This window comes from Enterobacter sp. PI-10 (genome assembly GCF_027947695.1).
GTDB classification, from domain to species: Bacteria; Pseudomonadota; Gammaproteobacteria; order Enterobacterales; family Enterobacteriaceae; genus Enterobacter; species Enterobacter vonholyi.
Map to the genome: position 1 here is coordinate 85,245 of NZ_JAJNOG010000002.1, position 25,979 is coordinate 111,223.

At 56.5% G+C, this 25,979-nt stretch carries 22 protein-coding genes and 1 other RNA gene; 15 read left to right on the top strand and 8 right to left on the bottom strand.

Features of this window, described 5'->3' with window-relative positions:
* Positions 1-52: 52 nt before the first annotated feature.
* The 3 genes from ppsA to LRM19_RS04935 all read left to right on the top strand — a co-directional run bounded on the left by ppsA (position 53) and on the right by LRM19_RS04935 (position 6,444).
* On the top strand, positions 53-2,431 hold the full coding sequence (gene ppsA, locus LRM19_RS04925; RefSeq protein WP_271367719.1) for a phosphoenolpyruvate synthase: 2,379 nt from the start codon (positions 53-55) through the stop codon (positions 2,429-2,431).
* Between the two features lie 233 nt (positions 2,432-2,664).
* Entirely contained in the window at positions 2,665-4,065 is a 1,401-nt protein-coding gene (locus LRM19_RS04930) for an MFS transporter (protein WP_048977420.1), read from the top strand.
* 3 nt (positions 4,066-4,068) lie between these two features.
* On the top strand, positions 4,069-6,444 hold the full coding sequence (locus tag LRM19_RS04935; RefSeq protein WP_271367720.1) for a glycoside hydrolase family 3 N-terminal domain-containing protein: 2,376 nt from the start codon (positions 4,069-4,071) through the stop codon (positions 6,442-6,444).
* 5 nt (positions 6,445-6,449) lie between these two features.
* On the opposite strand, the gene rprA is transcribed toward LRM19_RS04935, so the two are convergent.
* Together rprA and ydiK are read right to left on the bottom strand one after the other, a co-directional pair.
* Positions 6,450-6,557, bottom strand: an RNA gene (rprA, locus tag LRM19_RS04940) — antisense sRNA RprA.
* A gap of 208 nt (positions 6,558-6,765) precedes the next feature.
* Positions 6,766-7,881 carry an AI-2E family transporter YdiK gene (ydiK, locus tag LRM19_RS04945; protein WP_271367721.1) on the bottom strand — a complete coding sequence of 372 codons (1,116 nt, stop codon included), beginning with the start codon at positions 7,879-7,881 and terminating at the stop codon, positions 6,766-6,768.
* 199 nt (positions 7,882-8,080) lie between these two features.
* Between ydiK and ydiJ the strand changes: the two genes are divergently transcribed.
* The 3 genes from ydiJ to LRM19_RS04960 all read left to right on the top strand — a co-directional run bounded on the left by ydiJ (position 8,081) and on the right by LRM19_RS04960 (position 11,824).
* Positions 8,081-11,137, top strand: a complete 3,057-nt coding sequence (ydiJ, locus tag LRM19_RS04950) for a D-2-hydroxyglutarate dehydrogenase YdiJ (RefSeq protein ID WP_271367722.1) — start codon at positions 8,081-8,083, stop codon at positions 11,135-11,137.
* On the top strand, positions 11,134-11,544 hold the full coding sequence (menI, locus tag LRM19_RS04955) for a 1,4-dihydroxy-2-naphthoyl-CoA hydrolase (RefSeq protein WP_023311321.1): 411 nt from the start codon (positions 11,134-11,136) through the stop codon (positions 11,542-11,544). The genes ydiJ and menI overlap by 4 nt, the downstream gene beginning before the upstream one ends.
* An 85-nt stretch (positions 11,545-11,629) precedes the next feature.
* Complete coding sequence (locus LRM19_RS04960; protein WP_003857766.1) at positions 11,630-11,824, top strand: YdiH family protein; 195 nt, start codon at positions 11,630-11,632, stop codon at positions 11,822-11,824.
* A gap of 135 nt (positions 11,825-11,959) precedes the next feature.
* Here LRM19_RS04960 and LRM19_RS04965 read toward each other — a convergent pair whose 3' ends face one another.
* From LRM19_RS04965 to ycgZ, 5 genes are all read right to left on the bottom strand, one after another.
* Positions 11,960-12,598, bottom strand: coding sequence for a winged helix-turn-helix transcriptional regulator (locus LRM19_RS04965; protein ID WP_271367723.1), 639 nt, complete (start codon positions 12,596-12,598; stop codon positions 11,960-11,962).
* Between the two features lie 218 nt (positions 12,599-12,816).
* Positions 12,817-14,967, bottom strand: coding sequence for a formate dehydrogenase subunit alpha (gene fdhF, locus LRM19_RS04970; RefSeq protein WP_127730498.1), 2,151 nt, complete (start codon positions 14,965-14,967; stop codon positions 12,817-12,819).
* A 191-nt stretch (positions 14,968-15,158) separates the two neighbouring features.
* The gene (locus tag LRM19_RS04975) at positions 15,159-15,437 is read right to left on the bottom strand and encodes a biofilm/acid-resistance regulator YmgB/AriR (RefSeq protein WP_023311323.1); all 279 of its coding nucleotides are present in this window, start codon (positions 15,435-15,437) and stop codon (positions 15,159-15,161) included.
* Positions 15,438-15,466: 29 nt separating this feature from the next.
* Positions 15,467-15,787 carry a hypothetical protein gene (locus LRM19_RS04980; protein WP_271367724.1) on the bottom strand — a complete coding sequence of 107 codons (321 nt, stop codon included), beginning with the start codon at positions 15,785-15,787 and terminating at the stop codon, positions 15,467-15,469.
* A 4-nt stretch (positions 15,788-15,791) separates the two neighbouring features.
* Positions 15,792-16,031: a regulatory protein YcgZ gene (gene ycgZ / locus LRM19_RS04985; protein WP_029739771.1), complete on the bottom strand. Its 240-nt coding sequence runs from the start codon at positions 16,029-16,031 to the stop codon at positions 15,792-15,794.
* Between the two features lie 337 nt (positions 16,032-16,368).
* Here ycgZ and LRM19_RS04990 point away from each other — a divergent pair, with 337 nt between their 5' ends.
* The 9 genes from LRM19_RS04990 (at position 16,369) to ldtE (ending at position 25,447) form a co-directional block, all read left to right on the top strand.
* Entirely contained in the window at positions 16,369-17,589 is a 1,221-nt protein-coding gene (locus tag LRM19_RS04990; RefSeq protein ID WP_271367725.1) for a diguanylate phosphodiesterase, read from the top strand.
* Between the two features lie 188 nt (positions 17,590-17,777).
* Positions 17,778-18,506 (top strand): MerR family transcriptional regulator, encoded by a 729-nt coding sequence (locus LRM19_RS04995; protein ID WP_115874844.1) that lies wholly within the window; start codon positions 17,778-17,780, stop codon positions 18,504-18,506.
* 312 nt (positions 18,507-18,818) lie between these two features.
* The gene (gene sufA, locus LRM19_RS05000) at positions 18,819-19,187 is read left to right on the top strand and encodes a Fe-S cluster assembly scaffold SufA (protein WP_008500631.1); all 369 of its coding nucleotides are present in this window, start codon (positions 18,819-18,821) and stop codon (positions 19,185-19,187) included.
* 8 nt (positions 19,188-19,195) lie between these two features.
* The gene (gene sufB / locus LRM19_RS05005; protein WP_111965634.1) at positions 19,196-20,686 is read left to right on the top strand and encodes a Fe-S cluster assembly protein SufB; all 1,491 of its coding nucleotides are present in this window, start codon (positions 19,196-19,198) and stop codon (positions 20,684-20,686) included.
* A 9-nt stretch (positions 20,687-20,695) separates the two neighbouring features.
* On the top strand, positions 20,696-21,442 hold the full coding sequence (gene sufC, locus LRM19_RS05010; protein WP_271367726.1) for a Fe-S cluster assembly ATPase SufC: 747 nt from the start codon (positions 20,696-20,698) through the stop codon (positions 21,440-21,442).
* Entirely contained in the window at positions 21,417-22,688 is a 1,272-nt protein-coding gene (sufD, locus tag LRM19_RS05015; protein ID WP_271367727.1) for a Fe-S cluster assembly protein SufD, read from the top strand. Before sufC ends, sufD begins: the two co-directional genes overlap by 26 nt.
* Positions 22,685-23,905: a cysteine desulfurase SufS gene (gene sufS / locus LRM19_RS05020; protein ID WP_111965636.1), complete on the top strand. Its 1,221-nt coding sequence runs from the start codon at positions 22,685-22,687 to the stop codon at positions 23,903-23,905. Before sufD ends, sufS begins: the two co-directional genes overlap by 4 nt.
* Before the next feature lie 14 nt (positions 23,906-23,919).
* Positions 23,920-24,336 (top strand): cysteine desulfuration protein SufE, encoded by a 417-nt coding sequence (gene sufE, locus LRM19_RS05025; RefSeq protein WP_115874847.1) that lies wholly within the window; start codon positions 23,920-23,922, stop codon positions 24,334-24,336.
* A gap of 97 nt (positions 24,337-24,433) precedes the next feature.
* The gene (gene ldtE, locus LRM19_RS05030) at positions 24,434-25,447 is read left to right on the top strand and encodes a L,D-transpeptidase LdtE (protein WP_115874848.1); all 1,014 of its coding nucleotides are present in this window, start codon (positions 24,434-24,436) and stop codon (positions 25,445-25,447) included.
* Positions 25,448-25,507: 60 nt separating this feature from the next.
* Here ldtE and lpp read toward each other — a convergent pair whose 3' ends face one another.
* A complete protein-coding gene (gene lpp, locus LRM19_RS05035) occupies positions 25,508-25,744 on the bottom strand; it encodes a murein lipoprotein Lpp (RefSeq protein WP_010430241.1) in 237 nt (78 codons plus the stop codon).
* Between the last annotated feature and the right edge of the window lie 235 nt (positions 25,745-25,979).

The window sequence follows — 25,979 nt, forward strand, 5'->3', positions numbered from 1 at the left end:
ACGTAGTCAGGTGTTACTTACTCCGATCAAATATCACAAAAGGATTGTTTCGATGTCCAACAATGGCTCGTCACCGCTGGTGCTTTGGTATAACCAACTCGGCATGAATGATGTAGACAGAGTTGGGGGCAAAAATGCCTCCCTGGGTGAAATGATTACAAACCTCTCGGGTATGGGTGTCTCCGTACCGAACGGGTTTGCCACCACCGCCGATGCCTTTAACCTGTTTTTAGACCAGAGCGGTGTTAACCAGCGCATTTACGACCTGCTGGATAAAACGGATATTGATGACGTCACCGAGCTTGCCAAAGCCGGGGCGCAGATCCGCCAGTGGATCATCGACACACCTTTCCAGCCGGAACTGGAAAAAGCCATTCACGACGCGTACAACCAGCTCTCCGCTGACGATGCGCAGGCCTCCTTTGCCGTACGTTCCTCTGCGACCGCGGAAGATATGCCGGACGCCTCGTTTGCCGGACAGCAGGAAACCTTCCTGAACGTCCAGGGTTACGATGCGGTGCTGGTGGCGGTGAAGCACGTGTTTGCTTCCCTGTTCAACGACCGTGCCATCTCCTATCGCGTGCATCAGGGCTACGACCATCGCGGCGTGGCGCTCTCCGCTGGCGTACAGCGCATGGTGCGCTCGGACGTGGGCTCATCCGGCGTGATGTTCTCCATTGATACCGAATCCGGCTTCGACCAGGTGGTGTTTATCACCTCCGCGTGGGGCCTGGGTGAGATGGTCGTGCAGGGTGCGGTAAACCCTGACGAATTCTATGTTCATAAGCCTACGCTAGCAGCTGGCCGTCCGGCGGTAGTGCGCCGCACCATGGGCTCGAAAAAAATCCGCATGATCTATGCCCCGACGCAGGAGCATGGCAAGCAGGTTAAAATTGAAGACGTACCGCAGGAACAGCGCGACCGCTTCTCCCTGACCGACGCTGAAGTTCAGGAGCTGGCGAAGCAGGCGGTGCAGATTGAAAAACACTACGGCCGTCCGATGGACATCGAATGGGCGAAAGACGGTAACACCGGCAAGCTGTTTATCGTGCAGGCGCGTCCGGAAACCGTCCGCTCTCGCGGTCAGGTGATGGAGCGTTATACGCTGCACGCCCAGGGCAAAATCGTGGCGGAAGGCCGTGCTATCGGTCACCGCATCGGTGCCGGTCCGGTTAAAGTGATCCACGACATCAGCGAGATGAACCGTATTGAGCCCGGCGACGTGCTGGTGACCGACATGACCGACCCGGACTGGGAACCGATCATGAAGAAAGCGGCGGCTATCGTCACCAACCGCGGCGGTCGTACCTGCCACGCGGCGATCATTGCCCGCGAGTTGGGTATTCCTGCGGTTGTCGGCTGCGGTGATGCCACCGAGCGCATGAAGGACGGCCAGAACGTGACCGTTTCCTGTGCCGAAGGCGATACCGGCTACGTGTATGCCGATATCCTCGACTTCAGCGTGAAGAGCTCCAGCGTGGACACTATGCCGGATCTGCCGCTGAAGATTATGATGAACGTCGGCAACCCGGACCGCGCGTTCGACTTCGCCTGCCTGCCGAACGAAGGCGTAGGCCTGGCGCGCCTGGAATTTATCATCAACCGTATGATCGGCGTTCACCCGCGTGCGCTGCTGGAGTTTGACGACCAGGATCCGAAGCTGCAGAACGAAATCCGCGAGATGATGAAAGGCTACGACTCGCCGAAAGAGTTCTACGTCGGCCGTCTGACCGAAGGGATCGCGACGCTCGGCGCTGCTTTCTATCCGAAACGCGTGATTGTGCGTCTGTCTGACTTTAAGTCTAACGAATACGCCAACCTGGTAGGCGGCGATCGCTACGAGCCGGAAGAAGAGAACCCGATGCTGGGCTTCCGCGGGGCCGGACGCTACGTGTCCGACAGCTTCCGCGACTGTTTCGCGCTGGAGTGCGAGGCGGTGAAGCGCGTGCGCAACGACATGGGGCTGACCAACGTCGAAATCATGATCCCGTTTGTGCGTACCGTCGATCAGGCGAAAGCCGTTGTTGACGAGCTGGCGCGTCAGGGTCTGAAGCGCGGCGAGAACGGGCTGAAGATCATCATGATGTGCGAAATCCCGTCCAACGCCCTGTTGGCCGAGCAGTTCCTGGAACATTTCGACGGCTTCTCTATCGGCTCGAACGACATGACGCAGCTGACGCTGGGTCTGGACCGTGACTCCGGCGTGGTCTCCGAACTGTTCGATGAGCGTAACGAGGCGGTGAAGGCGCTGCTTTCTATGTCCATTCGCGCGGCGAAGAAGCAGGGCAAATACGTCGGGATTTGCGGTCAGGGTCCATCCGACCATGAAGACTTTGCCGCCTGGCTGATGGAAGAGGGGATCGATAGCCTGTCCCTGAACCCGGATACCGTGGTGCAAACCTGGCTGAGCCTGGCGGAACTGAACAAGTAACGCTGCGCTGACCCGAAAAGGCGAGGATATTATTCCTCGCCTTTTTTATTTCATTTGTTATTTGCTCCCCATCACAAATAAAGTAAAAAACTAAATATCATAATTTGCCTGTTAATTTAGACAATTGTTAGCGCGCAACGCGTTGCTAATACTTGAGCCTTACTGCGCATTTCCCTTCAGATGATGCGCAACTGGTTGAAATACGTTTTAACCTGATAAAAAGGCAAATAACAATGACACTTTCCTCTGTATTGCGTACCAAAGATAAAATAGGTTATGGCTTAGGTGATATGGCCAGCGCGCTGGTCTGGCAAACGGCAACCTTATTTCTCGCTTATTTCTATACGGACGTATTTGGGCTGCCCGCCGCAATCATGGGCACCATGTTTTTAGTGGTGCGCGTGGTTGATGCGTTTGTCGACCCGTGCATTGGCGCCCTGGTGGATCGCACCCAGACGCGTCACGGACGTTTCCGTCCCTGGCTGCTGTGGTTCGCCATCCCGTTTGGCGTAAGCTGCCTTATCACTTTCTATGTACCGGACGTGGGGCCGACGGCGAAAATCGTCTATGCCTGCGTGACCTACGCAATTTTAAGCCTGATTTACTCCGCGATTAACGTGCCTTACTGCGCCATGCCCGGCGCGCTGACGCTGGATCCGCGCGAGCGTCACTCCCTGCAGTCGTGGCGCTTTGGCCTGTCGTTTATCGGCGGGTTGATTGTGACGGTTATTGCCCTGCCGCTGGTCTCATTGTTAGGCCAGGGCAACGTGCAGAAAGGCTATTTCTATGCCATGAGTCTGATGGGCCTGCTGGGAATCGTTCTGTTCTTCTGCTGTTTCCTGATGACCCGCGAGCGCTATTCGCCGCGCAATGATACCTCCGGCTCGATGCTCACCGATTTAAAACTGCTGGCCGGGAACAGCCAGTGGCGTATTGTTTTCCTGTTTAATATTTTGCTGTTAACGGCGGTGGTGACGCGCGGTTCCGCCACGATGTATTACGTGAACTATGTGCTGTTGCGCCCGGATCTGGTTTTTGCCTTTATTGTTTCCGGCATGGTTGCCTCCTTAAGCGGCGCATTATTATCTGAACGGCTGCTGGGAAAATTTGACCGCGTGCGCGCCTATCAGTGGACGATAATTTCCTTCGTGATTTTTGGTGCGCTGATTTTCTTCCTGCCGCCTTCGCAGGTGTGGCTGATCTTTGGCCTCAACATTGTCTTTAGCTTTATTCAAAACCTCACCACGCCGCTGCAGTGGACCATGTTCTCCGATGTGGTCGACTACGAGGAGCATCGCAGCGGCCGCCGCCTGGACGGGCTGGTCTTCTCCACCGCGCTGTTTGCCATCAAATTCGGCCTGGCGCTGGGCGGCGCGGTCGTCGGCTGGGTGCTTGGCATGGTGGATTACGCCCCGGGACAGGCAACCCAGGCGCCAGGCGTTCTCTCGACCATCAACGCGCTGTTCACCCTTATCCCTTGCGCGCTGTTCCTCTGCATGGTCGCGCTGCTTGCCATCTACAAGCTCAACAGCCGGCTGGTGGATTCCATCGCCCGTGAGCTGGCCAGCAAACGTGAGGTCAGACCCGAAGCGGGGCAGCTCAGCCCGGCAACCCCTTCCGCACTACAGGAGTAAAACATGACAGCTATCTATAAGGACGCGGGACGTCCCGTGCACGAGCGCGTCGCCGATTTACTGGCGCGTATGACCCCGGAAGAGAAGTTCGCCCAGATGCATGCGTACTGGCTGATCCTCGATGAAAACGGTAACCACCGCGAGCGCAGCGACCTCAGCGATGAATTCGCGGGCGTGAGCGAGCAGGCAGCGCTAGGCGAACGGTTAAAACTGGGCGTCGGGCAGATCACCCGTCCGCTCGGTACCCATATCGTTGATGCGAAAACCGGCGTGCGCGCCGCGAACCGCCTGCAGCGGATGATGATGGAGGAGACGCGTCTCGGCATTCCGGCCTTGTTCCATGAAGAGTGCCTGGTGGGGCTGCTGTGCAAAGACGCTACGCTGTTCCCGTCGTCGCTGAACTACGGTTCGACCTGGGATCCTGAACTGGTACAGCGCGCGGCAGAGCAGATCGGTAAAGAGGCGCGATCCGTCGGCTGTCAGCAGGGGCTGGCGCCGGTGCTGGACGTTTCCCGCGACGTGCGCTGGGGGCGAACCGAAGAGACCTTCGGGGAAGATCCGTGGCTGGTGGGCGTGATGGCGACCGCCTACGTGAAAGGCTTACAGGGCGATAATCGCGACCTGCTGGCGACGCTCAAGCACTACGTGGGCCACTCGTTCAGCGAAGGGGCGCGCAACCACGCGCCGGTACACCTGGGGTTCAGCGAGCTGAATGACACCTTCCTGCTGCCGTTTGAAATGGCGGTGAAGCTGGCCAATGCCGGGTCGGTGATGCCCGCCTATCACGATATCGACAATCAGCCGGGGCACAGCGACAGCTTCCTGCTGACTACCGTCCTGCGCGAACAGTGGGGATTCGACGGGATTATTGTCGCGGACTACGGCGGCATCAGCCTGCTGCACCAGCATCACGGGATTTCCCACGATGCGGCGGAATCCGCCGCGCTGGCGTTCAACGCGGGGCTGGACGTTGAGCTGCCGAAAGACGACTGCGCGCGGCATCTGGCAGACGCCGTTGAGCGCGGGCTGATCTCTATGGCGAAAGTGGATGAGATCGTGGCGCGCGTGCTGACGGAAAAATTCCGTCTGGGGCTGTTTGAAAACCCGTACGCGGATGAGAACGGTATCGATCTGCAAAACGACATGACCCGCCAGGTCGCGCGGGAGGTGGCGACGAAATCGCTCACGCTGCTGGAAAATAACGGTATTTTACCCCTCGGCGGTAAGCCCCGCGTGGCGGTGGTGGGGCCGACGGCAGACGATCCGCTGGCGTTACTCAGCGGCTACAGCTTCCCGGTGCATCTGATCATCAGCGATATGGTTGAAGAGACCTCGCAGGTGACGACCCCGCGCGCGGCCCTGGAACACTACCTCGGCGCGTCGCAGGTCCGCTATGCCAAAGGGTGTCACATTATCGAGAAACGGATGGCGGGTGCGCCGGTCTTCCCGGGCGACAGCGGCGGCAAGCCGATGCAGCAGTCGCCGGTGTCGCAGAGTACCGCCCTGATCCCCGAGGCCGTGAACGCCGCCCAGGAGAGTGACGTGGTGGTGGCTTGCGTGGGCGATCTTGCCGGGCTGTTCCAGAGCGGCACCGTGGGGGAAGGTTCCGATACCGATTCCCTGAACCTCCCTGGCGTGCAGCAACAGCTGCTGGAAGCGCTGGTGGCGACGGGCAAACCGGTGATCGTCGTGATGACCGGCGGGCGCCCGTACAACCTTCAGGGGCTGGAGGATAAGGTCGCGGCGCTGCTGGTGGCGTGGGCGCCGGGGCAGGAAGGGGGCTGGGCGATTGCGGACGTGCTAACGGGACGCGCAGAGCCGCAGGGGCGTCTGGTGGTGAGCGTGCCGAAAAGCGCCGGGGCCATGCCGTATTACTACAATCACAAGCTCAAAAGCGGCGGCACGCCGTTTGCTTTCCACTTCGGTTCACGTTATCCGTTTGGCTTCGGCCTCGGCTGGACGACCTTTAGATGGGGCGCAGCCCGCCTCACCGAAAGCAGCGTGCCGGTTGACGGCGAGGTGACGCTGAGCGTAGATATCGCCAATACCGGGGAACGCAGCGGCAGCGAGGTGGTGCAGGTTTACGTCAGGGATAAGGTCGCCACCCAGGTACGGCCGCTTCAGGAGCTGAAGGCCTTCCAGCGCGTCAGGCTCTCGCCGGGCGAAACCGCCACGCTCAGCTTTACGCTACCGGTTGAGATGTTCAACTTTACCCGCCGGGACGGGAAGCGCATCGTTGAGCCGGGCGAGTTTGAACTGCAGGTTGGCGCATCGTCGGCGGATATCCGCGAGGCGGTGACGGTCAATGTGACCGGGGAAACGCGGGTGCTGCCAGCGGAGTGGCGGATGCTCAGTGCCTGTGAGATTAAGCGCGCGTAGTCAGGATAAAAAAAAGCCCATCGTGGGAGATGGGCAAAGACTACACACAGCAATTCGTTGTTTCACTCAGGGGATTTCCATGCTTATAAATCAAGGTGTTGATTTATAACCGTGTGCTAATAGTAGGCATGTCATCTTTGAGCGTCGATCGGATTCGTCTCAATAGTTAAAGAGACGTAAAGATTTCTTGAGGTTAAGAGCAGAATGAGTGCATGAATAGCGGGTCTGACCAGTGTGCAACGAATAAATACTTTAACGCTGCTAAAGTATTGTGAGGGAGAATGTAGGCCGGGTGCGCGTTAGCGCCACCCGGCAAAAAACTTAATGGGTGTTTTTCTCTTCCAGCTCTTCCAGTTCGCTCAGGATCACGTCCGGGTCGGTTCCCGGCGGCGGAATTTCATGCACCCAGGCGGAGAACAGACGCCATGTGACGGCGAGCAGCACCGGGCCAATAAACAGGCCGATCATGCCAAAGGCAATCAGTCCGCCAATGACTCCGGAGAGGATCAGGATCAGCGGCAGGTCTGCACCCATGCGGATGAGGATCGGACGAATGACGTTATCCATGGTGCCGACCACGCAGCTCCAGACCAGCAGCACCGTTCCCCACGTGGTGTCACCCGTCCAGTAGAGCCAGATAATACTAGGGACCAGCACCAGCAGCGGTCCCAGTTGCGCAAGACAGGTCATCAGCATGACAACGGTGAATACGGTGGCGTACGGTACGCCGGAAATCGCCAGACCGATACCGCCCAGCACCGCCTGCACCAGCGCGGTCACCACCACGCCCAGCGCAACCGCGCGCACGGCCTGCGCAGCCAGCAGTACCGCAGCGTCACCGCGTTTGCCCGCCAGGCGGGTGGCGAAGTGACGAACGCCTAAAGCCACCTGCTCGCCGCGCCAGTAGAGCAGGGCGCTGAAGAGCAGCATCAGGGTACAGTGCATCATAAATCGGCCGATATGCGCCGCCTGACCCACAAACCAGGTGGTAGTGGTGCCAATATACGGGCGGACTTTTGCCATCAGCGCGCTGCCGCCCATCTCCAGCAGGCTATGCCAGCCGCTGTAGAGCTTGGCGCCCACCATCGGAATGCTGTTCAGCCAGGCGAGATCCGGCAGCGTCAGGTCACCGCTGCTAATGGCGCGAATAACGGGGCCGCTGGAATCCACCAGGCTATTGACCAGCAGAGCAATCGGAATAATAAACAGCAGGAACAGCAGGAGCGTCATGACCAGCACGGCTAACCCGCGGCGGCCGAACAGCAGCTTCTGCAAGCGCAGCAGCAAAGGCCACGTGGCAACGACAACGGTCGCAGCCCACGCGAAGCCGAGAATAAAGGGTTGAACAATCCACAGACACGCAATAATCATGAGGGCCAGAAACAGCACCGACAGCAAAATTTGCGCAACATCCCTGGGCTGGCGAAGATTGACCATAAATGAAACTTTCCTTAAAAGAACGCCAGTACAACTGGCGGGAACGGAAAACCGCGTCTCTTTAATCATTAATGATCTCAGCGGTTTTTGACAGGCGGATTTTGCCTGTAATTCAGCAGAGATTATAAGAAAAAAATGTGATAAAACTTTTAAGATACACGCAAACGATTTCATACAACTCTAATTAGGGTCGACAGTCATGATCCCACAGATTTCTCAGGCACCTGGCGTCGTTCAGCTGGTGCTTAATTTTTTGCAAGCACTGGAGCAACAGGGTTTTACAGGTGATACCGCCACGAACTATGCCGACAGGCTGACGATGGCGACCGATAACAGTATTTACCAGCTTCTTCCCGATGCCGTGGTTTTCCCTCGTTCCACGGCCGACGTCGCGCTTATCGCCCGGCTGGCAACGCAGGAGCGCTTTGCCTCGCTGGTCTTTACGCCGCGCGGCGGCGGCACCGGGACCAACGGTCAGGCGCTGAACCAGGGCATCATTGTTGATATGTCGCGCTATATGAACCGCATCATTGAAATCAACCCGGAAGAGGGGTGGGTGCGGGTCGAAGCGGGCGTTATCAAAGATCAGCTTAACCAGTACCTCAAGCCTTACGGTTACTTTTTTGCCCCGGAGCTTTCCACCAGTAACCGCGCGACCCTCGGCGGGATGATCAACACGGATGCCTCCGGTCAGGGCTCGCTGGTCTACGGCAAAACCTCCGATCACGTGCTGGGCGTGCGTGCCGTTCTGCTGGGCGGCGATATTCTCGATACGCAGCCGATGCCGGTCGAACTGGCGGAAACGCTGGGCAAAGATAACACCGCCAGCGGACGCATCTATCGTACCGTGCTGGAGCGCTGCCGCGACAACCGCCAGCTTATTCTCGATAAGTTCCCCAAACTGAACCGCTTCCTGACCGGGTACGACCTGCGTCACGTCTTTAACGACGACCTGACCCAGTTTGATTTAACCCGCGTGCTAACCGGTTCCGAAGGGACGCTGGCGTTTATCACCGAGGCGCGGCTGGATATCACCCGCCTGCCGAAGGTGCGTCGTCTGGTGAACGTCAAATATGACTCCTTCGACTCTGCGCTGCGCAATGCGCCGTTTATGGTGGAAGCTAAAGCGCTCTCGGTGGAAACGGTCGACTCCAAAGTGCTCAACCTGGCCCGGGAGGATATTGTCTGGCACTCCGTCAGCGATCTCATTACCGACGTGCCGGATAAAGAGATGCTCGGCCTCAATATCGTGGAGTTCGCCGGCGACGATGCGGCGCTGATTGAGAGCCAGGTCACCACGCTCTGCCAGCGGCTGGATGAGCTGATTGCGCAGGGCGAAGGCGGCGTGATCGGCTGGCAGCTCTGTAACGATCTGGCCGGGATTGAGCGTATCTATGCGATGCGTAAAAAAGCCGTGGGCCTGCTCGGCAATGCGAAAGGGGCGGCGAAGCCGATTCCCTTTGCCGAAGATACCTGCGTGCCGCCTGAGCATCTGGCGGATTATATCGTCGAGTTTCGCGCCCTGCTGGACAGCCACGGCCTGAGCTACGGCATGTTCGGCCACGTCGATGCCGGGGTACTGCACGTGCGTCCGGCGCTGGATATGTGCGACCCGCAGCAGGAGATCCTGATGAAGCAGATCTCCGACGATGTGGTGGCCTTAACCGCCAAATACGGCGGCCTGCTCTGGGGGGAGCACGGGAAAGGGTTCCGCGCGGAATACAGCCCGGCATTCTTCGGCGAACAGCTCTACGCGGAGCTGCGCAAGGTGAAAGCGGCGTTTGACCCGCATAACCGCCTCAACCCGGGCAAAATCTGCCCTCCTGAAGGCGTGGACGCGCCAATGCTGCAGGTGGATGCCGTCAAGCGCGGCACGTACGACAGACAGATCCCGATTGCGGTGCGCTCCTCCTGGCGCGGCGCGATGGAGTGCAACGGCAACGGACTGTGCTTTAACTTTGATGTGAAAAGCCCGATGTGTCCGTCGATGAAAATCACCAGCAACCGCATCCACTCGCCGAAAGGGCGGGCGACGCTGGTGCGGGAATGGCTGCGTCTGCTGGCCGATCGCGGGGTGGATCCGCTCAGGCTGGAGCAGCAGCTCCCGGAAAAACGGGCCAGCCTGCGCTCGCTGATTGAGCGCACCCGCAACAGCTGGCATGCGAATAAGGGCGAGTATGATTTCTCCCATGAGGTGAAAGAGGCGATGTCCGGCTGTCTGGCCTGTAAAGCCTGCTCCACCCAGTGCCCGATTAAAATCGACGTGCCGGAATTCCGCTCGCGCTTCCTGCAGCTGTATCACACCCGCTACCTCCGCCCGGTGCACGACCATCTGGTGGCAACGGTAGAAAGCTACGCGCCGCTGATGGCGCGCGCGCCGAAGACCTTTAACTTCTTTATCAACCAGCCGCTGGTGCGCAAGCTCTCAGAAAAACATATCGGTATGATCGATCTGCCGCTGCTGTCGGTACCGTCTCTGCAGCGCCAGCTCGTCGGTCACCGCTCGGCGAACATGACCCTGGAGCAGCTGGAGGCACTCACGCCTGAGCAAAAAGCGAAGGTGGTGCTGGTGGTGCAGGATCCGTTTACCAGCTACTACGATGCGCAGGTGGTCGCGGATTTCATCCGCCTGTCGGAAAAGCTGGGGTATCAGCCGGTGGTTCTGCCGTTCTCACCCAACGGCAAGGCGCAGCACATCAAGGGCTTCCTGACGCGCTTTGCAAAGACCGCGCAGAAAACGGCTGACTTCTTAAACCGCGTGGCGCAACTCGGGATACCGATGGTCGGCGTCGATCCGGCGCTGGTGCTGTGCTATCGCGATGAATATAAGCAGACGCTCGGCGACAAGCGCGGTGATTTCAACGTGATGCTGGTGCACGAGTGGCTGCCGGTGGCGCTGGAAGATAAGGCGGTACAGGATGTCAGCGGGGAACCATGGTATCTGTTCGGACACTGCACGGAAGTCACCGCGCTGCCGGGCGCGCCCGCGCAGTGGGCGTCCGTCTTTGCCCGGTTCGGCGCGAAGCTGGAGAGCGTCAGCGTAGGCTGCTGTGGAATGGCCGGCACCTACGGACACGAAGTGAAAAACCACGCCAACTCGCTCGGCATCTATGAGCTGTCCTGGCATCAGGCGATGCAGCGTTTACCGCGAAACCGCTGTCTGGCGACGGGCTACTCCTGTCGCAGCCAGGTGAAACGGGTAGAAGGTAACGGCGTACGTCACCCACTGCAGGCTTTACTGGAGATAATTGGATGATCTGGAAACGTGCCGTGACGCTGCAGGCGCTGAACGCCATGGGCGAGGGGAATATGGTGGGGTTGCTGGATATCCAGTTCATCCGCATTGGAGATGATGAGATTGAGGCCACCATGCCCGTCGATAGTCGCACCCATCAGCCGTTTGGTTTATTGCACGGCGGGGCGTCCGTCGTGCTGGCCGAAACGCTGGGCTCGGTGGCGGGCTATCTCTGTACCGAAGGGGAGCAGAAGGTGGTCGGACTCGAGGTGAATGCTAACCATATCCGCTCGGTGCGCAGCGGGCGCGTGCGCGGTGTATGCCGCGCGCTGCACGCCGGTAGCCGCCATCAGGTGTGGCAGATAGATATTCTCGATGAGCAGGATCGCCTGTGCTGCTCGTCGCGGCTGACCACGGCGGTTGTGTAAAGTTTTCAGATGTTTTGCCTTTGGTCAAAAACTAGCCAGATGGTTGTGATATACTGGTCAGGTTTTGTACATAAGCGAGGACATCATGGATACTGAAATAACCCCAACGCAGCTGGCAATTGAATATTTACGTCGCGATAAGAGCAACCTGTCTCCGGCGCAGTACCTGAAAAAGCTGAAACAGCTTGAGCTGGAATTTACAGATTTGCTGGCGCTCTCTTCGAATGAACTAAAAGAAGAGATCTATTTTGCCTGGCGGTTGGGCGTTCACGTCCATTGAGTACATGAGAATAAAAGGGCCGCGAGTGCGGCCTTTTTTGTGTCTGAAATTCAGTATCGGGCAACTCGTTGTTAAAGGACGGCTACAGTGTCCGGGTCAGATCATTTTCTGCCCGGCCATCACCAGCCGGTGAGATTAAAATCTTTCAGGCAATTTCCTCATATTGATTAGCACACCTCTTTCAACTTCGATATAACCCCCTTCTTTTAAAGCTGAAAGAATACGCATGACGCCGCTACGGGACAGGTGGGTTTTATCCCGGATATACCTTTCTGCAGTAATGTTCTGCCTGAATGATTCTTCTTCGTTTGAGAGTGCATAAAGCTGGGCGCGGACAATATTGTAAGCGGAAGGTCCGGTTATATCTTCGTAGCTATGAAATAGCTTACCTGCAAGGCTCATCAGGTGATAAGCCAGCGGCTCCCATAGCTCATGATGCTTGATAATGTCATAAACAGCATCCATTTTAAGGGTTACGATCTCACAGTGATTAAAGGTTTTGATGTAACCGAACATCTGAGCGTAATGCAGATTACTGAGACCGAGCAAAGCGGGCGCCTTAACCGTTGCCATGGCTAAATCGTCGTTGTTACGGTGAATCATGACGCGACCGTTGAGGAGGATATAACAGAGGCGTTCATCGCCAGCTACAAAATTTAATCGACGGCGGGGGAGCACTTTCTTCAGATTTGCACCCTGTTTTAGATAATCGATCAGCAGTTGTGTGGATGAAGAACAATCGAATATTAACGTCTGGGACATCTCATCAGCCATGTGCACGCCTATCCATTAAACCTGTCAATAGTGATGCGGTTCAGTATAGCGTGGATCCTGCTGAGTCTGTTTCAAGCAGCCCTGCTGCTAAGTATTTCAGCGGCACGGCGGATATGCAGGATGTCACGGCATGAAAAAACAAAGTATTTCGAAATGCTGGAGATAGTGAGAGATGCGTTAACTATTACCGGGTACGCATAGCGCACCCGGCATTTTCCTCAGACGTTCGCCGCACTCATCAACCGAGACTTCATGGACTGATATGCAGACGCTGCATAGTCCTCCGCCCAACGCTGATCCTCTATCGCCTCCAGCTGCACCGCGCAGTACTTCGTTTCCGGCGTTTTGGAGATGGGATCGAGGTTATCCTGTGTCAGCTCGTTGCAGGCGCCAATCCACCACTGATAGGTCATGTAAACGGCTCCGGTGTTGATACGCTCGCTGATGCTGGCGCGGGTAATCACTTTGCCGCGGCGTGAACGTACCCAGACCAGCTGCCCGTCAGTAATGCCCAGCTTTTCTGCATCGGCAGGGTTCATTTGCACCCGGCCCGGCTCGTCGGCCAGGCTTTGCAGCGCGGCGCAGTTCCCGGTCATGGAGCGACAGGAATAATGTCCCACCTCGCGTACCGTACACAGCACCAGCGGGAAATCTGCATCCGGGGTTTCAGCCGGCGCGCGCCACGGTGCGGCAAAGAGTTGCCCTTTACCGCTCGGGGTGTCGAACTGATTGTCTTTGTACAGGTACGGCGTGCCGGGGTGATCCAGCGTCGGGCACGGCCACTGCACGTGGCCCATCTCGCCCATTTTTTCATACGTCACGCCGTAGAAAAGCGGGCACAGCTCGCGCATCTCATCCCAGATCTGCTGGTTGGAGTCATAATGCATCGGGTAGCCCATCTCGGTGGCGAGCAGGCTGATGATTTCCCAGTCGCGCTTCACGTTGCCGCTGGCCTCGATGGCTTTGCCAAAACGCTGGAAGCCGCGATCGGCACAGGTAAAGACGCCGCCGTGCTCACCCCAGGATGTGGCCGGGAGCAGAACGTCCGCCACCTCTGCCGTTTTGGTCATAAAGATGTCCTGAACCACAACAAAGTCGAGCGCCTCAAAACCGCTGCGCACCAGGCCGAGATCGGCTTCGGTCTGAAGCGGATCCTCCCCCATGATGTAGTAGGCCTTTACCTTGCCTTCCAGCGCCAGGTGGGGCACCTCGGTAATGCGCGTCCCGACCCGATCGTCCATTTTGTTGACGTCAATCCCCCAGGCATCGGCGAACTTCTGCCTGACCGCAGGATCGGTAACGTCCTGATAGCCGGGGAACATATTCGGCAGAACGCCCATGTCGCAGGCGCCCTGGACGTTGTTTTGACCGCGTACCGGCCCGACGCCGACGGCAGGGCGGCCGAGGTTGCCGGTCAGCAGCGCCAGGCTGGAAAGCCCTTTGACCACATCAACGGCCTGACCAAACTGGGTCACGCCCATCCCCCACATCACGGTAGCGGAAGGGGCCGCCGCGAAGGTGCGCATCGCCTGGCGGACGTCACGGGCGGGGATGCCGGTGATATGTTCGACCTTCTCCGGCGCATAGTCTTTTACCGTTTGTCGGTAGGCCTCAAGCCCTTCCGTAAAGCGCGCCACGTAGCTTTTGTCATACAGCTCCTCTTCCAGCAACACATAGCCAAAGGCGTTAACCAGCGCCATGTTGCTGCCGTTTTTCAGCTGCAGATGTTGGTCGGCAATGCGTGCCGTTTCAATGCGCCGCGGATCGCAGACGATAATTTTTGCGCCGTTCTCACGGGCTTTCAGCACGCGGCGCGCAACGATAGGGTGGGAGTCCGCGCAGTTATAGCCAAACACCAGCAGGCATTTTGAGTTTTCAATATCATTGATTGAGTTGCTCATTGCGCCATTGCCGAGCGTTTCCTGTAAACCGGCGACGGACGGGCCATGACAGACGCGCGCACAGCAGTCCACATTGTTGGTGTTCAGCACCGCGCGGGCAAATTTCTGCATCACGTAGTTGGTTTCATTGCCGGTGCCGCGAGAGGAACCGGTGGTCATGATCGACCGCGGCCCGTGCTGCGCTTTAATACTGCTGAGCCTGTGGGCGGTGTAGCGGATCGCCTCTTCCCAGGTAACGGGGGTGAATGCTTCGCCTTTGCGGTAGCGGATCATGGGCTGGGTGAGGCGAGGGGTGAGCAGACGGGTATCGTTGAGGAAGTCCCAGCCGTAAAAGCCTTTCAGACATAGGGTGCCCTGGTTTGTGACGCCCTCTGCCGCTTCGGCACGGATGATACGGTTATTTTCAACGACAAGGTTCAATTTACAGCCTGCACCGCAGTACGGGCAGACGCTGGCGATCTTTTTCATCAATAACAGACCTGTTAAGAAATGAAGCAAAGTTGACTGGAAAACCCAGTCCCGTATGCAGAGGTAAGCAGGAAGCGTGCCAGGTTGTCTTTGCGTGTATTATAGGGAGTTATACGGGGAGGGCACGTGTCATCGTCAAGCTGTTCGTCAGTTTTGACGATGACACGTCAGGAGGCGCGGCGAGCTGGAACTTAGAGATCGTCCATCGTGTAACCCACCACGATTTCCAGCGTCTTGCGAATCACATCCGCCTGAACCACGTCGTGAGTGGCTTCCAGCGTCTGAATGAGCCAGAGGATGATCGCCTTATTAGACAGATGCCCCTCGGAGGCCAGAACACAGCGTACTGCAGTAGAAAAAACAGCGGACTCTTCAGCAAAACGATCGCCTGCGTGACGGAAGTATTCCGACAGCGCACTGTCTAAAAAAGCAGAGTGGTATTCGGGTTGAAGCTGAATATTTTGTCTCATTTGTTCTCACCGTAGCTGTAAAATTGCAGTCAATGTATTTTTTTGGGGTCGGACGGTTTTCCACTTCCAAATAACGGCACTACATTGTCTCTGTTATCGTTGAGAGGTCCCTCTCTTTTCGTTCGTCCTTGCGCGGTTCTGCGACGTGTAAAGGCGATGCTGTTTGAGCCAATTTCGGCAATCACCGCCTCAAGTGTCTCCCGCCGCCGGGGATCCTTTTCATGTTCTTTCATGCTCCGCAGACGCTGCAGCAAGCCTTCGGTTGTCACTGGCCCCCGCTCTTTCAGAAGAGAAAGAACGGCTTCACCGATAAGCGTGTCAATCAGTCGGTCTGCGTCACTGCTATTCATAACCTTACCGTTCGAAGAGCAGACCAAGCAGCATGTGGTAATGCTCTTCCTCTTCTGGCCCATCGGCTCTTTCGAGACGGCTGAGCAGTTTGGTACAGAGCGATTTGCGATTGAGGTTTCGCCCGTCGCTGAGGATTTCGACAACTACCTGGCCCAGCGTCTCTTGTTGAGTAGGTAGGGCGGCCTTTTCGAAGTACTGTGCGATCGCTGCTGCGGAATCTGTGGCGTAACCTTTCTGCTGCATGTTTCGCTCCTGTAAAATTTTGTAATCACTAACGTTACAATTAAGGTATACACAATTCCTAAATCTGTACATATAAAATGTACAAATTTTTAATATTTTTATGATATATTTTATAAAATTCTTTATTTTCAGTGAGTTGGCTGACTGGCATGAACCGATAATGTTACAGGATATATTGTACAAAAAGGTCTGACACTGGTAAGTTGTACAGCGCAGAAAAATGTTTCATTAACTGCCGTAAATGATTGAGATGTAAATTATTTGTCAGGCAATGAATGTGCTATAAATGATACTTATCCACCTTTTTTGTGGCCAAAACCCTAACCCCAGGAATCGCATGCTCACAACCATCATTTACCGCAGCCATATCTGCGAGGACGTTCCAGTGAAAGCGCTGGAAGCCATGGTCGCTGCAGCAAATAGTAAAAACCGGCAATCCAACGTCACGGGGATCCTGCTGTTTAACGGCACTCATTTTTTTCAGCTGCTTGAAGGGCCAGTGGAACACGTCTCTGCTATCTATGAGCAGATTTGCAACGATCCGCGCCACCATAACGTGGTCGAGTTAATGCGCGATCACGGGCCTGTCCGGCGTTTTGGCAACGTGGGTATGGAGCTTTTTGATTTGCGCCACTTCGACAGGGACGAAGTGCTGCAGCAGGTGCTCAATAAGGGTACGACACGCTATCAGCTAGCCTATAACGATCGCCCTCTGCAGTTTTTCCGCACCTTTGTCGAGGCCACGGAAAAAGCGAACTATTTTGAACTGCCGCCTGCGGATTCATGGGAATTCGTTCGCGAAGAAACACACTTGTCCGGGCAGCCTGAGGTAGTCGCGAAAGGGGCGGATTGCAGCTTCGCGTTCCAGCCGATAGTCGATCCGTTTATGCAGCAGGTTGTCTCCTGGGAGGCGCTTTTGCGCACCCCGTCCGGCGACTCGCCAGGGGCTTATTTCGCCAGCCTTCCGAATGAGGAAGTGTACGCGTCTGATTTGCAAAGCAAGCAGGTGGCGCTCTCCATGGCCAGCGCGCTGGGGTTACAGGACCAGACGTTATCCCTGAACCTGCTGCCTATGACGCTGGTTAACATTCCCAACGCCGTGGACTTTCTGCTCACCGCGATTGAAGCAAATGGGTTTGTACCCGAGCAAATCGTGGTTGAGTTCACCGAGAGCGAAGCCATTTCCCGTTTTGATGAATTCACGGATTCGGTCAGGCAGTTAAAAAGCGCGGGTATCAGCGTGACGATCGATCACTTTGGCGCCGGTTTTGCCGGGCTGCAGCTGCTGGCCCACTTCCAGCCTGACAGAATTAAGATTAATCGCGATCTGGTGGCGAACGTGCATAAAAGTGGCCCCCGACAGGCCATTATTCAGGCGATTATCAAATGCTGTTCCTCGCTTGAGATCCAGTTCTGCGCGGTAGGAGTAGAGAAGGCTGAAGAGTGGATGTGGCTGGAATCCGCGGGTATTTCCCAGTTCCAGGGACATCTTTTTGCCAGCCCGCGACACGGCGGTATTCCGGCTATAGCGTGGCCGGAGAAAAAGTTCGAGTTCTGATAAAGCTGTACACAATCGGACAGAGTTAGCTGTACGAACGGCAAATTTTATACAACAATGTATTAACAGGTGAACGGAGGAGCAGCCCGTTCACCCGTTCAAAATGCGGTCTTAGTTATACAAATGGTGTGTACAATCTGATAAGGTTGGTGCAGTTAGGTATGGAAGTTCTGAGCGTGAGGGAGTTAATGGCCTATTACAGTATCGGCGAAGTGGCCGAACGATGCGGTATCAACCCCGTTACGCTGCGTGCCTGGCAGCGCCGTTATGGATTGTTGAAGCCGCAGCGCAGCGAAGGGGGCCATCGTCAGTTTGACGATGAAGATATCCTGCGTATTGAAGAGATCAAACGCCTGATGAAAAGCGGCGTCTCGGTCGGAAAAGTTAAAGCCTTGCTGGAAAACAAAGAAGTATTGACTCAGGGCAACTGGGTCTCGTACCAGGAAGAGATGATGACCGTTCTGCGCTATGCCAGCCCGGCAAAGCTGCGCGCCAAAATCGGCGAATTCCGCCGCGATCACGCGATAGATGCGTTGATTGACAATATTCTCTCTCCCGTCCGGCAGCGCATGAATCAGGATCAAAACACCGTGCGTCACATGGCGAGCCTGTTTGACGGCGTCCTGATCGAATTCGCGATAGCAAGCCTAGCGGAGTCTCGCAAGAAAGCCGGTAAAGACGCGCTCCTGATTGGCTGGGAATGCGATGACCGCACCCACCTGTGGCTGGAAGCCGCGCGCCTATCGCAGAAGGGCTGGCACATAGACGTCCTGGCGGAACCTATTGATTCGCCGCGCCCTGAACTCTTCCCGGGGCAAAAAATCTTCGTCTGGACGGGGAAATCCCCAACGCCTCGCCAGCAGGAACAGCTCGACCACTGGCGTGAACAGGGGTTTGCTGTCTCATTTCATCACTGAGTGTAAGAGGCCTTGAGGGCCTTTTTTGTTTTTATCACTTTCTGCGCAAAAGCTATCTCAAAAATAGGCATTTCCGATGCATATTTTACTTTTCTCCTCTGCGTTATAAACGCTGCGATGAAATGCATTATTAATCAATGCATTGAACAAATACATCCATCCTGACTGCATCCTCTCACAGGGTCTATGCTTAATAAAAGTAGGCAAAAAGGGCGGTTAAGCCGAATGCCCCTGCTGACAGAGGGTTGAAGTGATAATCGTTATCACTAACATGGTGTTATGCCCTGATGGCTTATCAGATGAGGTGGACCTATGGAACTGCATTCAGAAACCTTTAATCCTGCCGATTTCGCCTGGCGCGGGTTAACGCTCACGCCGGCGGCGGCGGCACATATTCACGAGCTGGTGGCGAAAAAGCCCGAGATCCTCGGCGTGCGTTTGGGTGTCAAACAGACAGGTTGCGCAGGTTTCGGCTACGTGCTCGATACCGTCACCGAACCCGAAAAAGATGACCTGGTGTTCGAGACTGACGGTGCGAAATTGTATGTGGCGCTGCAGGCAATGCCGTTTATTGACGGCACCGAAGTGGACTACGTCCGCGAGGGCTTAAACCAGTTATTCAAATTTCATAACCCGAAAGCCCAGAACGAATGCGGCTGCGGCGAAAGCTTTGGGGTATAGGCGGTACTATGTCTCGTAATACTGAAGCAACGAGTGAAGTAAATACCTGGAGCGGTGGGCACCTCAACTATAAAGAGGGGTTCTTCACCCAGCTGCAGACCGATGAGCTGGCAAAAGGCATTAACGAAGATGTCGTGCGGGCGATCTCGGCGAAACGTAACGAGCCCGAGTGGATGCTGGAGTTTCGTCTGAGCGCATTCCGCGCCTGGCTGGAGATGGAAGAGCCGCACTGGCTGAAAGCGCATTATGACAAGCTGAACTATCAGGACTATAGCTACTACTCCGCGCCCTCATGCGGTAGCTGCGACGACACCTGCGCCTCACAGCCCGGCGCGGTGCAGCAAACCGGCGCGGAAAACAGCTTCCTCAGCAAAGAGGTTGAAGAAGCCTTTAACCAGCTGGGCGTGCCCGTGCGTGAGGGGAAAGAGGTGGCGGTGGACGCCATTTTCGACTCCGTCTCGGTGGCAACCACCTACCGCGAGAAGCTGGCAGAGCAGGGGATCATTTTCTGCTCCTTTGGCGAAGCGATTCACGATCATCCGGAACTGGTGAAAAAGTACATCGGGACCGTGGTGCCCTCTAACGACAACTTCTTTGCGGCGCTCAACGCGGCGGTAGCCTCGGACGGCACCTTTATTTACGTGCCGAAAGGCGTGCGCTGTCCGATGGAGCTCTCGACCTATTTCCGCATCAATGCCGAAAAAACCGGTCAGTTCGAACGTACGATTCTGGTCGCGGATGAAGGCAGCTACGTCAGCTACATCGAAGGATGCTCGGCCCCGGTCCGCGACAGCTATCAGCTGCACGCGGCGGTGGTGGAGGTCATTATCCATAAAGACGCCGAGGTGAAATACTCGACGGTGCAAAACTGGTTCCCGGGCGACGGCAATACCGGCGGCATCCTGAACTTCGTAACCAAGCGTGCGCTGTGCGAAGGCGAAAACAGCAAGATGTCGTGGACCCAGTCCGAAACCGGCTCGGCCATCACCTGGAAATACCCGAGCTGTATCCTGCGCGGCGATAACTCCATAGGCGAGTTTTACTCGGTGGCGCTGACCAGCGGCCATCAGCAGGCGGACACCGGCACCAAGATGATCCACATTGGTAAAAACACCAGGTCAACCATCATCTCGAAAGGGATCTCTGCCGGGCACAGCCAGAACAGCTATCGCGGGCTGGTGAAAATCATGCCAACGGCCACCAATGCGCGAAACTTTACCCAGTGTGACTCGATGCTGATTGGCGCAGACTGCGGGGCGCATACCTTCCCCTACGTTGAGTGCCGCAACAATACGGCCCAGCTTGAGCACGAGGCGACGACGTCACGGATTGGGGAAGATCAGCTCTTCTACTGCCTGCAGCGCGGGATCAGCGAAGAAGACGCCATCTCGATGATCGTTAACGGCTTCTGTAAGGACGTGTTCTCTGAACTGCCGCTGGAATTTGCCGTTGAAGCCCAGAAACTCCTCGCCATTAGTCTTGAACACAGCGTCGGTTAAGGAAAGCACATGTTAAGCATTAAAGATTTACAGGTCAGCGTAGAAGACAAAGCCATCCTGCGTGGCCTCAATTTTGACGTCAAGCCGGGCGAAGTCCACGCCATCATGGGGCCGAACGGTTCGGGGAAAAGTACGCTTTCTGCGACGCTGGCCGGACGCGAAGATTATGAAGTGACCCACGGCTCGATCGAGTTTAACGGTAAAGATCTGCTGGAGATGTCGCCGGAAGATCGTGCTGGAGAGGGCATTTTTATGGCCTTCCAGTACCCGGTCGAAATTCCAGGCGTCAGTAATCAGTTCTTCCTGCAAACTGCGCTCAACGCGGTGCGCAAATACCGTGGGCTGGAGGCGCTCGACCGCTTCGACTTCCAGGACCTGATGGAAGAGAAGATCAAGCTGCTGAAAATGCCGGAGGATCTGCTGACCCGCTCGGTGAACGTTGGCTTTTCCGGCGGCGAGAAAAAGCGTAACGACATTCTGCAGATGGCGGTGCTGGAGCCCGAGCTGTGCATTCTGGATGAGACCGACTCCGGTCTGGATATCGACGCCCTGAAGATTGTCGCTGACGGCGTCAACTCCCTGCGCGACGGCAAGCGTTCATTCATCATCGTCACCCACTATCAGCGCATTCTGGACTACATCAAGCCGGATTACGTCCACGTGCTTTACCAGGGGCGCATTGTGAAATCCGGTGATTTCACGCTGGTTAAACAACTGGAGGAGCAGGGCTATGGCTGGCTTACCGAACAGCAGTAATGCGCTCCAGCAGTGGCACCGGCTGTTTGAAGCCCAGGGCGGCACGCGCTCGACGCAGGCGCAGCAGCATCTGCAGCAGATGCTGCGTCTTGGTCTGCCGACGCGTAAGCATGAGAACTGGAAATATACTCCGCTCGATGGCCTGCTAAACGCCGAGTTTGTGACTCGTCTGGCGGATGTCACCCCAGCACAGCGCGACGCGCTGGCCTTGCGTGTCGATGCCCTGCGCCTGGTGTTTGTCGACGGTCAGTTCCGTCCGGAGCTGAGCGACGCTCTTCAGGCGAGCGGATTTGAGATTGAGATAAACGACGATCGCCAGCCCCTGAGCGCCCCGGTTCAGCCTGAGGTTTTCCTGCACCTGACCGAGAGCCTGGCCCGCAGCGTGACGCACATCCGCGTGAAGCGTAACCAGCGTCCGGCTAAGCCGCTGCTGCTGATGCACATCACTCAGGGTCTGGACGGCGACGAAATCAATACCGCGCACTATCGTCACCATCTTGAGCTGGCGGAGGGCGCCGAGGCCACGATCATCGAACATTACGTCAGCCTCAATGAGACGCGTCACTTTACCGGGTCGCGTCTGACGATGAACGTGGCGGCCAATGCCCAGCTACACCACATCAAGCTGGCGTTTGAGAATGCGCAGAGCCACCACTTTGCCCATAACGACATTGTCCTGGGCCAGGATGCGGCGGCGTACAGCCATAGCTTCCTGCTCGGCGGGTCGGTGCTGCGCCACAACACCAGCACGCAGCTTAACGGTGAAAACACCACGCTGCGCATCAACAGCCTGGCGATGCCGGTTAAATCTGAGGTGTGCGACACGCGCACGTGGCTGGAGCACAACAAAGGCTACTGCAACAGCCGCCAGCTGCATAAAACCATCGTGAGTGATAAAGGGCGAGCGGTGTTTAACGGTCTGATTAACGTGGCGCAGCACGCCATTAAAACCGACGGGCAGATGACCAACAACAATCTGCTGTTGGGCCGACTGGCGGAGGTGGACACCAAACCGCAGCTGGAGATCTACGCCGACGACGTGAAGTGCAGCCACGGTGCGACGGTCGGGCGAATCGACGACGAACAGATGTTCTACCTGCGTTCCCGCGGTATCGACCAGCAGGCGGCGCAGAAAATGATTATCTATGCGTTTGCCGCCGAACTGACGGAAGCGCTGCACGATGGTCAGTTAAAACAGCAGGTGCTGGCGCGTATCGGTCAGCGTCTGCCTGGAGGCGAAGCATGAGTTTTCCCGTTGAGAAAGTACGGGCAGATTTCCCGGTTCTGACCCGTGAAGTGAACGGTCTTCCTCTGGCCTATCTGGACAGCGCGGCCAGCGCGCAGAAGCCGAATCAAGTGGTGGATGCCGAAGCCGAGTTTTATCGCCACGGCTATGCCGCCGTGCATCGCGGTATTCATACCCTGAGCGCCGAGGCGACCCAGCGGATGGAAAACGTGCGCACGCAGCTTGCCGCTTTTCTTAACGCCCGCTCGCCGGAAGAGCTGGTCTTCGTGCGCGGAACCACCGAAGGGATCAACCTTGTCGCTAACAGCTGGGGCAACGCGCAGGTCCACGCGGGGGATAACATCATCATCACCCAGATGGAGCATCACGCCAATATCGTGCCGTGGCAGATGCTCTGCGAGCGCGTTGGTGCGCAATTGCGGGTCATTCCGCTCAACGTTGACGGGACGCTTCAGCTTGAGCAGCTCGATGCACTGCTGGATGGCCGCACGCGGCTGGTGGCGGTTACTCAGGTTTCCAACGTGCTGGGGACTGAAAACCCGGTGGCAGCGATTGTGGAAAAAGCCCGTCAGGCGGGCGCAAAGGTCCTGATTGACGGCGCCCAGGCAGTGATGCACCACGCGGTTGACGTTCAGGCGCTGGACTGTGATTTCTACGTCTTTTCAGGCCACAAGCTCTATGGGCCGACCGGGATAGGCGTGCTGTATGTAAAAGAAGACATTCTGCAGGCGATGCCGCCGTGGGAAGGGGGCGGGTCGATGATCGCCACCGTCAGCCTGACGGAAGGCACGACCTACGCGCGCGCGCCGTGGCGTTTTGAAGCGGGCACGCCCAACACCGGTGGGATTATCGGTCTGGGGGCGGCGGTCTCTTACGTCTCTGCCATCGGTCTTGATGCCATTCAGGAGTATGAACGGCTGCTGATGCACTACGCGCTTGCGGAGCTTGCCAGCGTGCCGGATTTGACCCTCTACGGGCCTGCCGATCGTCAGGGGGTGATCGCGTTCAATCTCGGGAAACACCACGCCTATGACGTGGGCAGTTTCCTTGATAACTACGGCGTGGCTGTCCGCACCGGGCACCACTGCGCCATGCCGCTGATGGCGTTTTACCAGGTGCCGGCAATGTGCCGCGCATCTCTGGTGATGTACAACACGACGGAAGAGGTCGACAGGCTGGTGGCGGGGCTTAAGCGCATTCACCAGCTGCTGGGTTAACGGAGAGGCAAACGATGGCAGAACTGCCGGACAGAGACAAATTGCTGCGCAACTTTGGGCGTTGCGCAAACTGGGAAGAGAAGTACCTTTATATCATCGAGCTGGGGCAGCGTCTGCCGCCGCTCGGTGAAGAGGCGCATAGCCCGGAAAATATTATTCAGGGCTGTCAGAGCCAGGTCTGGATTGTGATGACGCAGTCTGATGACGGCACGATAGAATTGCGCGGCGACAGCGATGCCGCCATTGTAAAAGGGCTTATTGCGGTCGTCTTTAGCCTTTATCAGCAGATGTCGGCGCAGGATATTGTCGCGTTCGATGTCCGCCCGTGGTTTGAAAAAATGGCCTTAACCCAACACCTCACCCCGTCCCGTTCTCAGGGACTGGAAGCGATGATTCGCGCCATCCGCGCCAAAGCTGCAATCCTTAGCTAGACTTACAGAACAGCATTCATTCTGTTTCGCGAGGTGGTTCCCGCCTCGCTGGTTTTTCAGCTTTCTGGCGTTCTGTCAGTGAATAAGGAATCTCAGCATGAAGCGCGCGTCTCTCATAACTCTATTACTCCTCAGTTCGCTCGGTGCCCTTAATTCGGCCCGCGCGATGGACTATCCGTTGCCGCCCGCAGGCAGTCGTCTGATTGGGCAAAATCAAACCTACACGATACAGGAAGGGGATAATAAGCTGCAGACCATCGCCCGTCGGTTTAATACGGCGGCGCAGGTGATCCTGGAAACCAACAATACCATTGCGCCGGTTAACCCTGCGCCGGGAACCGTCATTACCATTCCGTCGCAAATGCTGTTGCCGGATACGCCGCGCGAGGGGATTGTGGTGAATCTCGCTGAGCTTCGGCTCTACTACTTCCCGCCGGGGCAAAACATTGTTCAGGTTTTCCCGCTGGGTATCGGACAGCTGGGGCTGGAAACGCCGGTGACGACCACGCGGGTGAGCCAGAAGATCCCTAATCCCACCTGGACGCCCACGCCGGGCATCAGAGCACGTTCTCTGGAGCAGGGCATCAAATTGCCTCCGGTGGTTCCTGCCGGGCCAAATAACCCCCTGGGACGCTTCGCGCTGCGTTTAGGCGTGGGGAATGGGGAATATCTTATCCACGGCACCAGCGCGCCGGACAGCGTCGGCCTGCGGGTCAGCTCCGGCTGTATGCGGATGAACGCCCCGGACATTAAGGCCCTGTTCGAACAGGTGCGGGTGGGCACGCGGGTGCAGATTATTAATGAACCCGTGAAATTCTCCGTTGAGCCGGATGGTAAACGCTATATTGAAGTCCACCGTCCGCTTGCGCAGGTAGAAGGGGAGAATCCGCAGGTCTCGCCCATTACCCATTCCGCTGACTTTGCGACCTTTGTTTCTCAGGCGGGAAGCGATAAGGCGCTGATTGATAAAGCCCTGTCACGTCGCGCCGGGATCCCGGTTATCGTGTCGTCCGGTAGCGGCCCGTCAGCCAGCAATAGCGTGTTGTCGGTGCAGAACAGCCGGGTATCTGCTGCGGTAGCGGAAGATGAAGGAGAGAAGGTGACGCAGTAGCCGTTTGACGCAGGCAAAAAAAATGGCGCACAATGTGCGCCATTTTATTAACAGGTACTATTACTTACGGTATTTAGTAGCCTGGTTGTCCAGACGCTGGTTAGCGCGAGCTGCGTCGTCTTTAGCAGCCTGAACGTCGGAACGGATTGCGTTCACGTCGTTGCTCAGCTGGTCAACTTTAGCGTTCAGAGTCTGAACGTCAGAAGACAGCTGATCGATTTTAGCGTTGCTGGAGCAACCAGCCAGCAGAGTAGAACCCAGGATTACCGCGCCCAGTACCAGTTTAGTACGATTCATTATTAATACCCTCTAGATTGAGTTAATCTCCATGTAGCGTTACAAGTATTACACAAAGTTTTTTGGGTTGAGAATATTTTTTTGATGGGAATACACCTATTTTTGATCGTTCGCTCAAAGAAGCATCGAATCAGCCCTTTTCGGGCAAAAATCTAAGGAAAAAAAGGCATTTATCATCGGATTCATCTTAGATAATTCGCAATTAAATAGAAAAACCCGATTTGCATTTTGAATG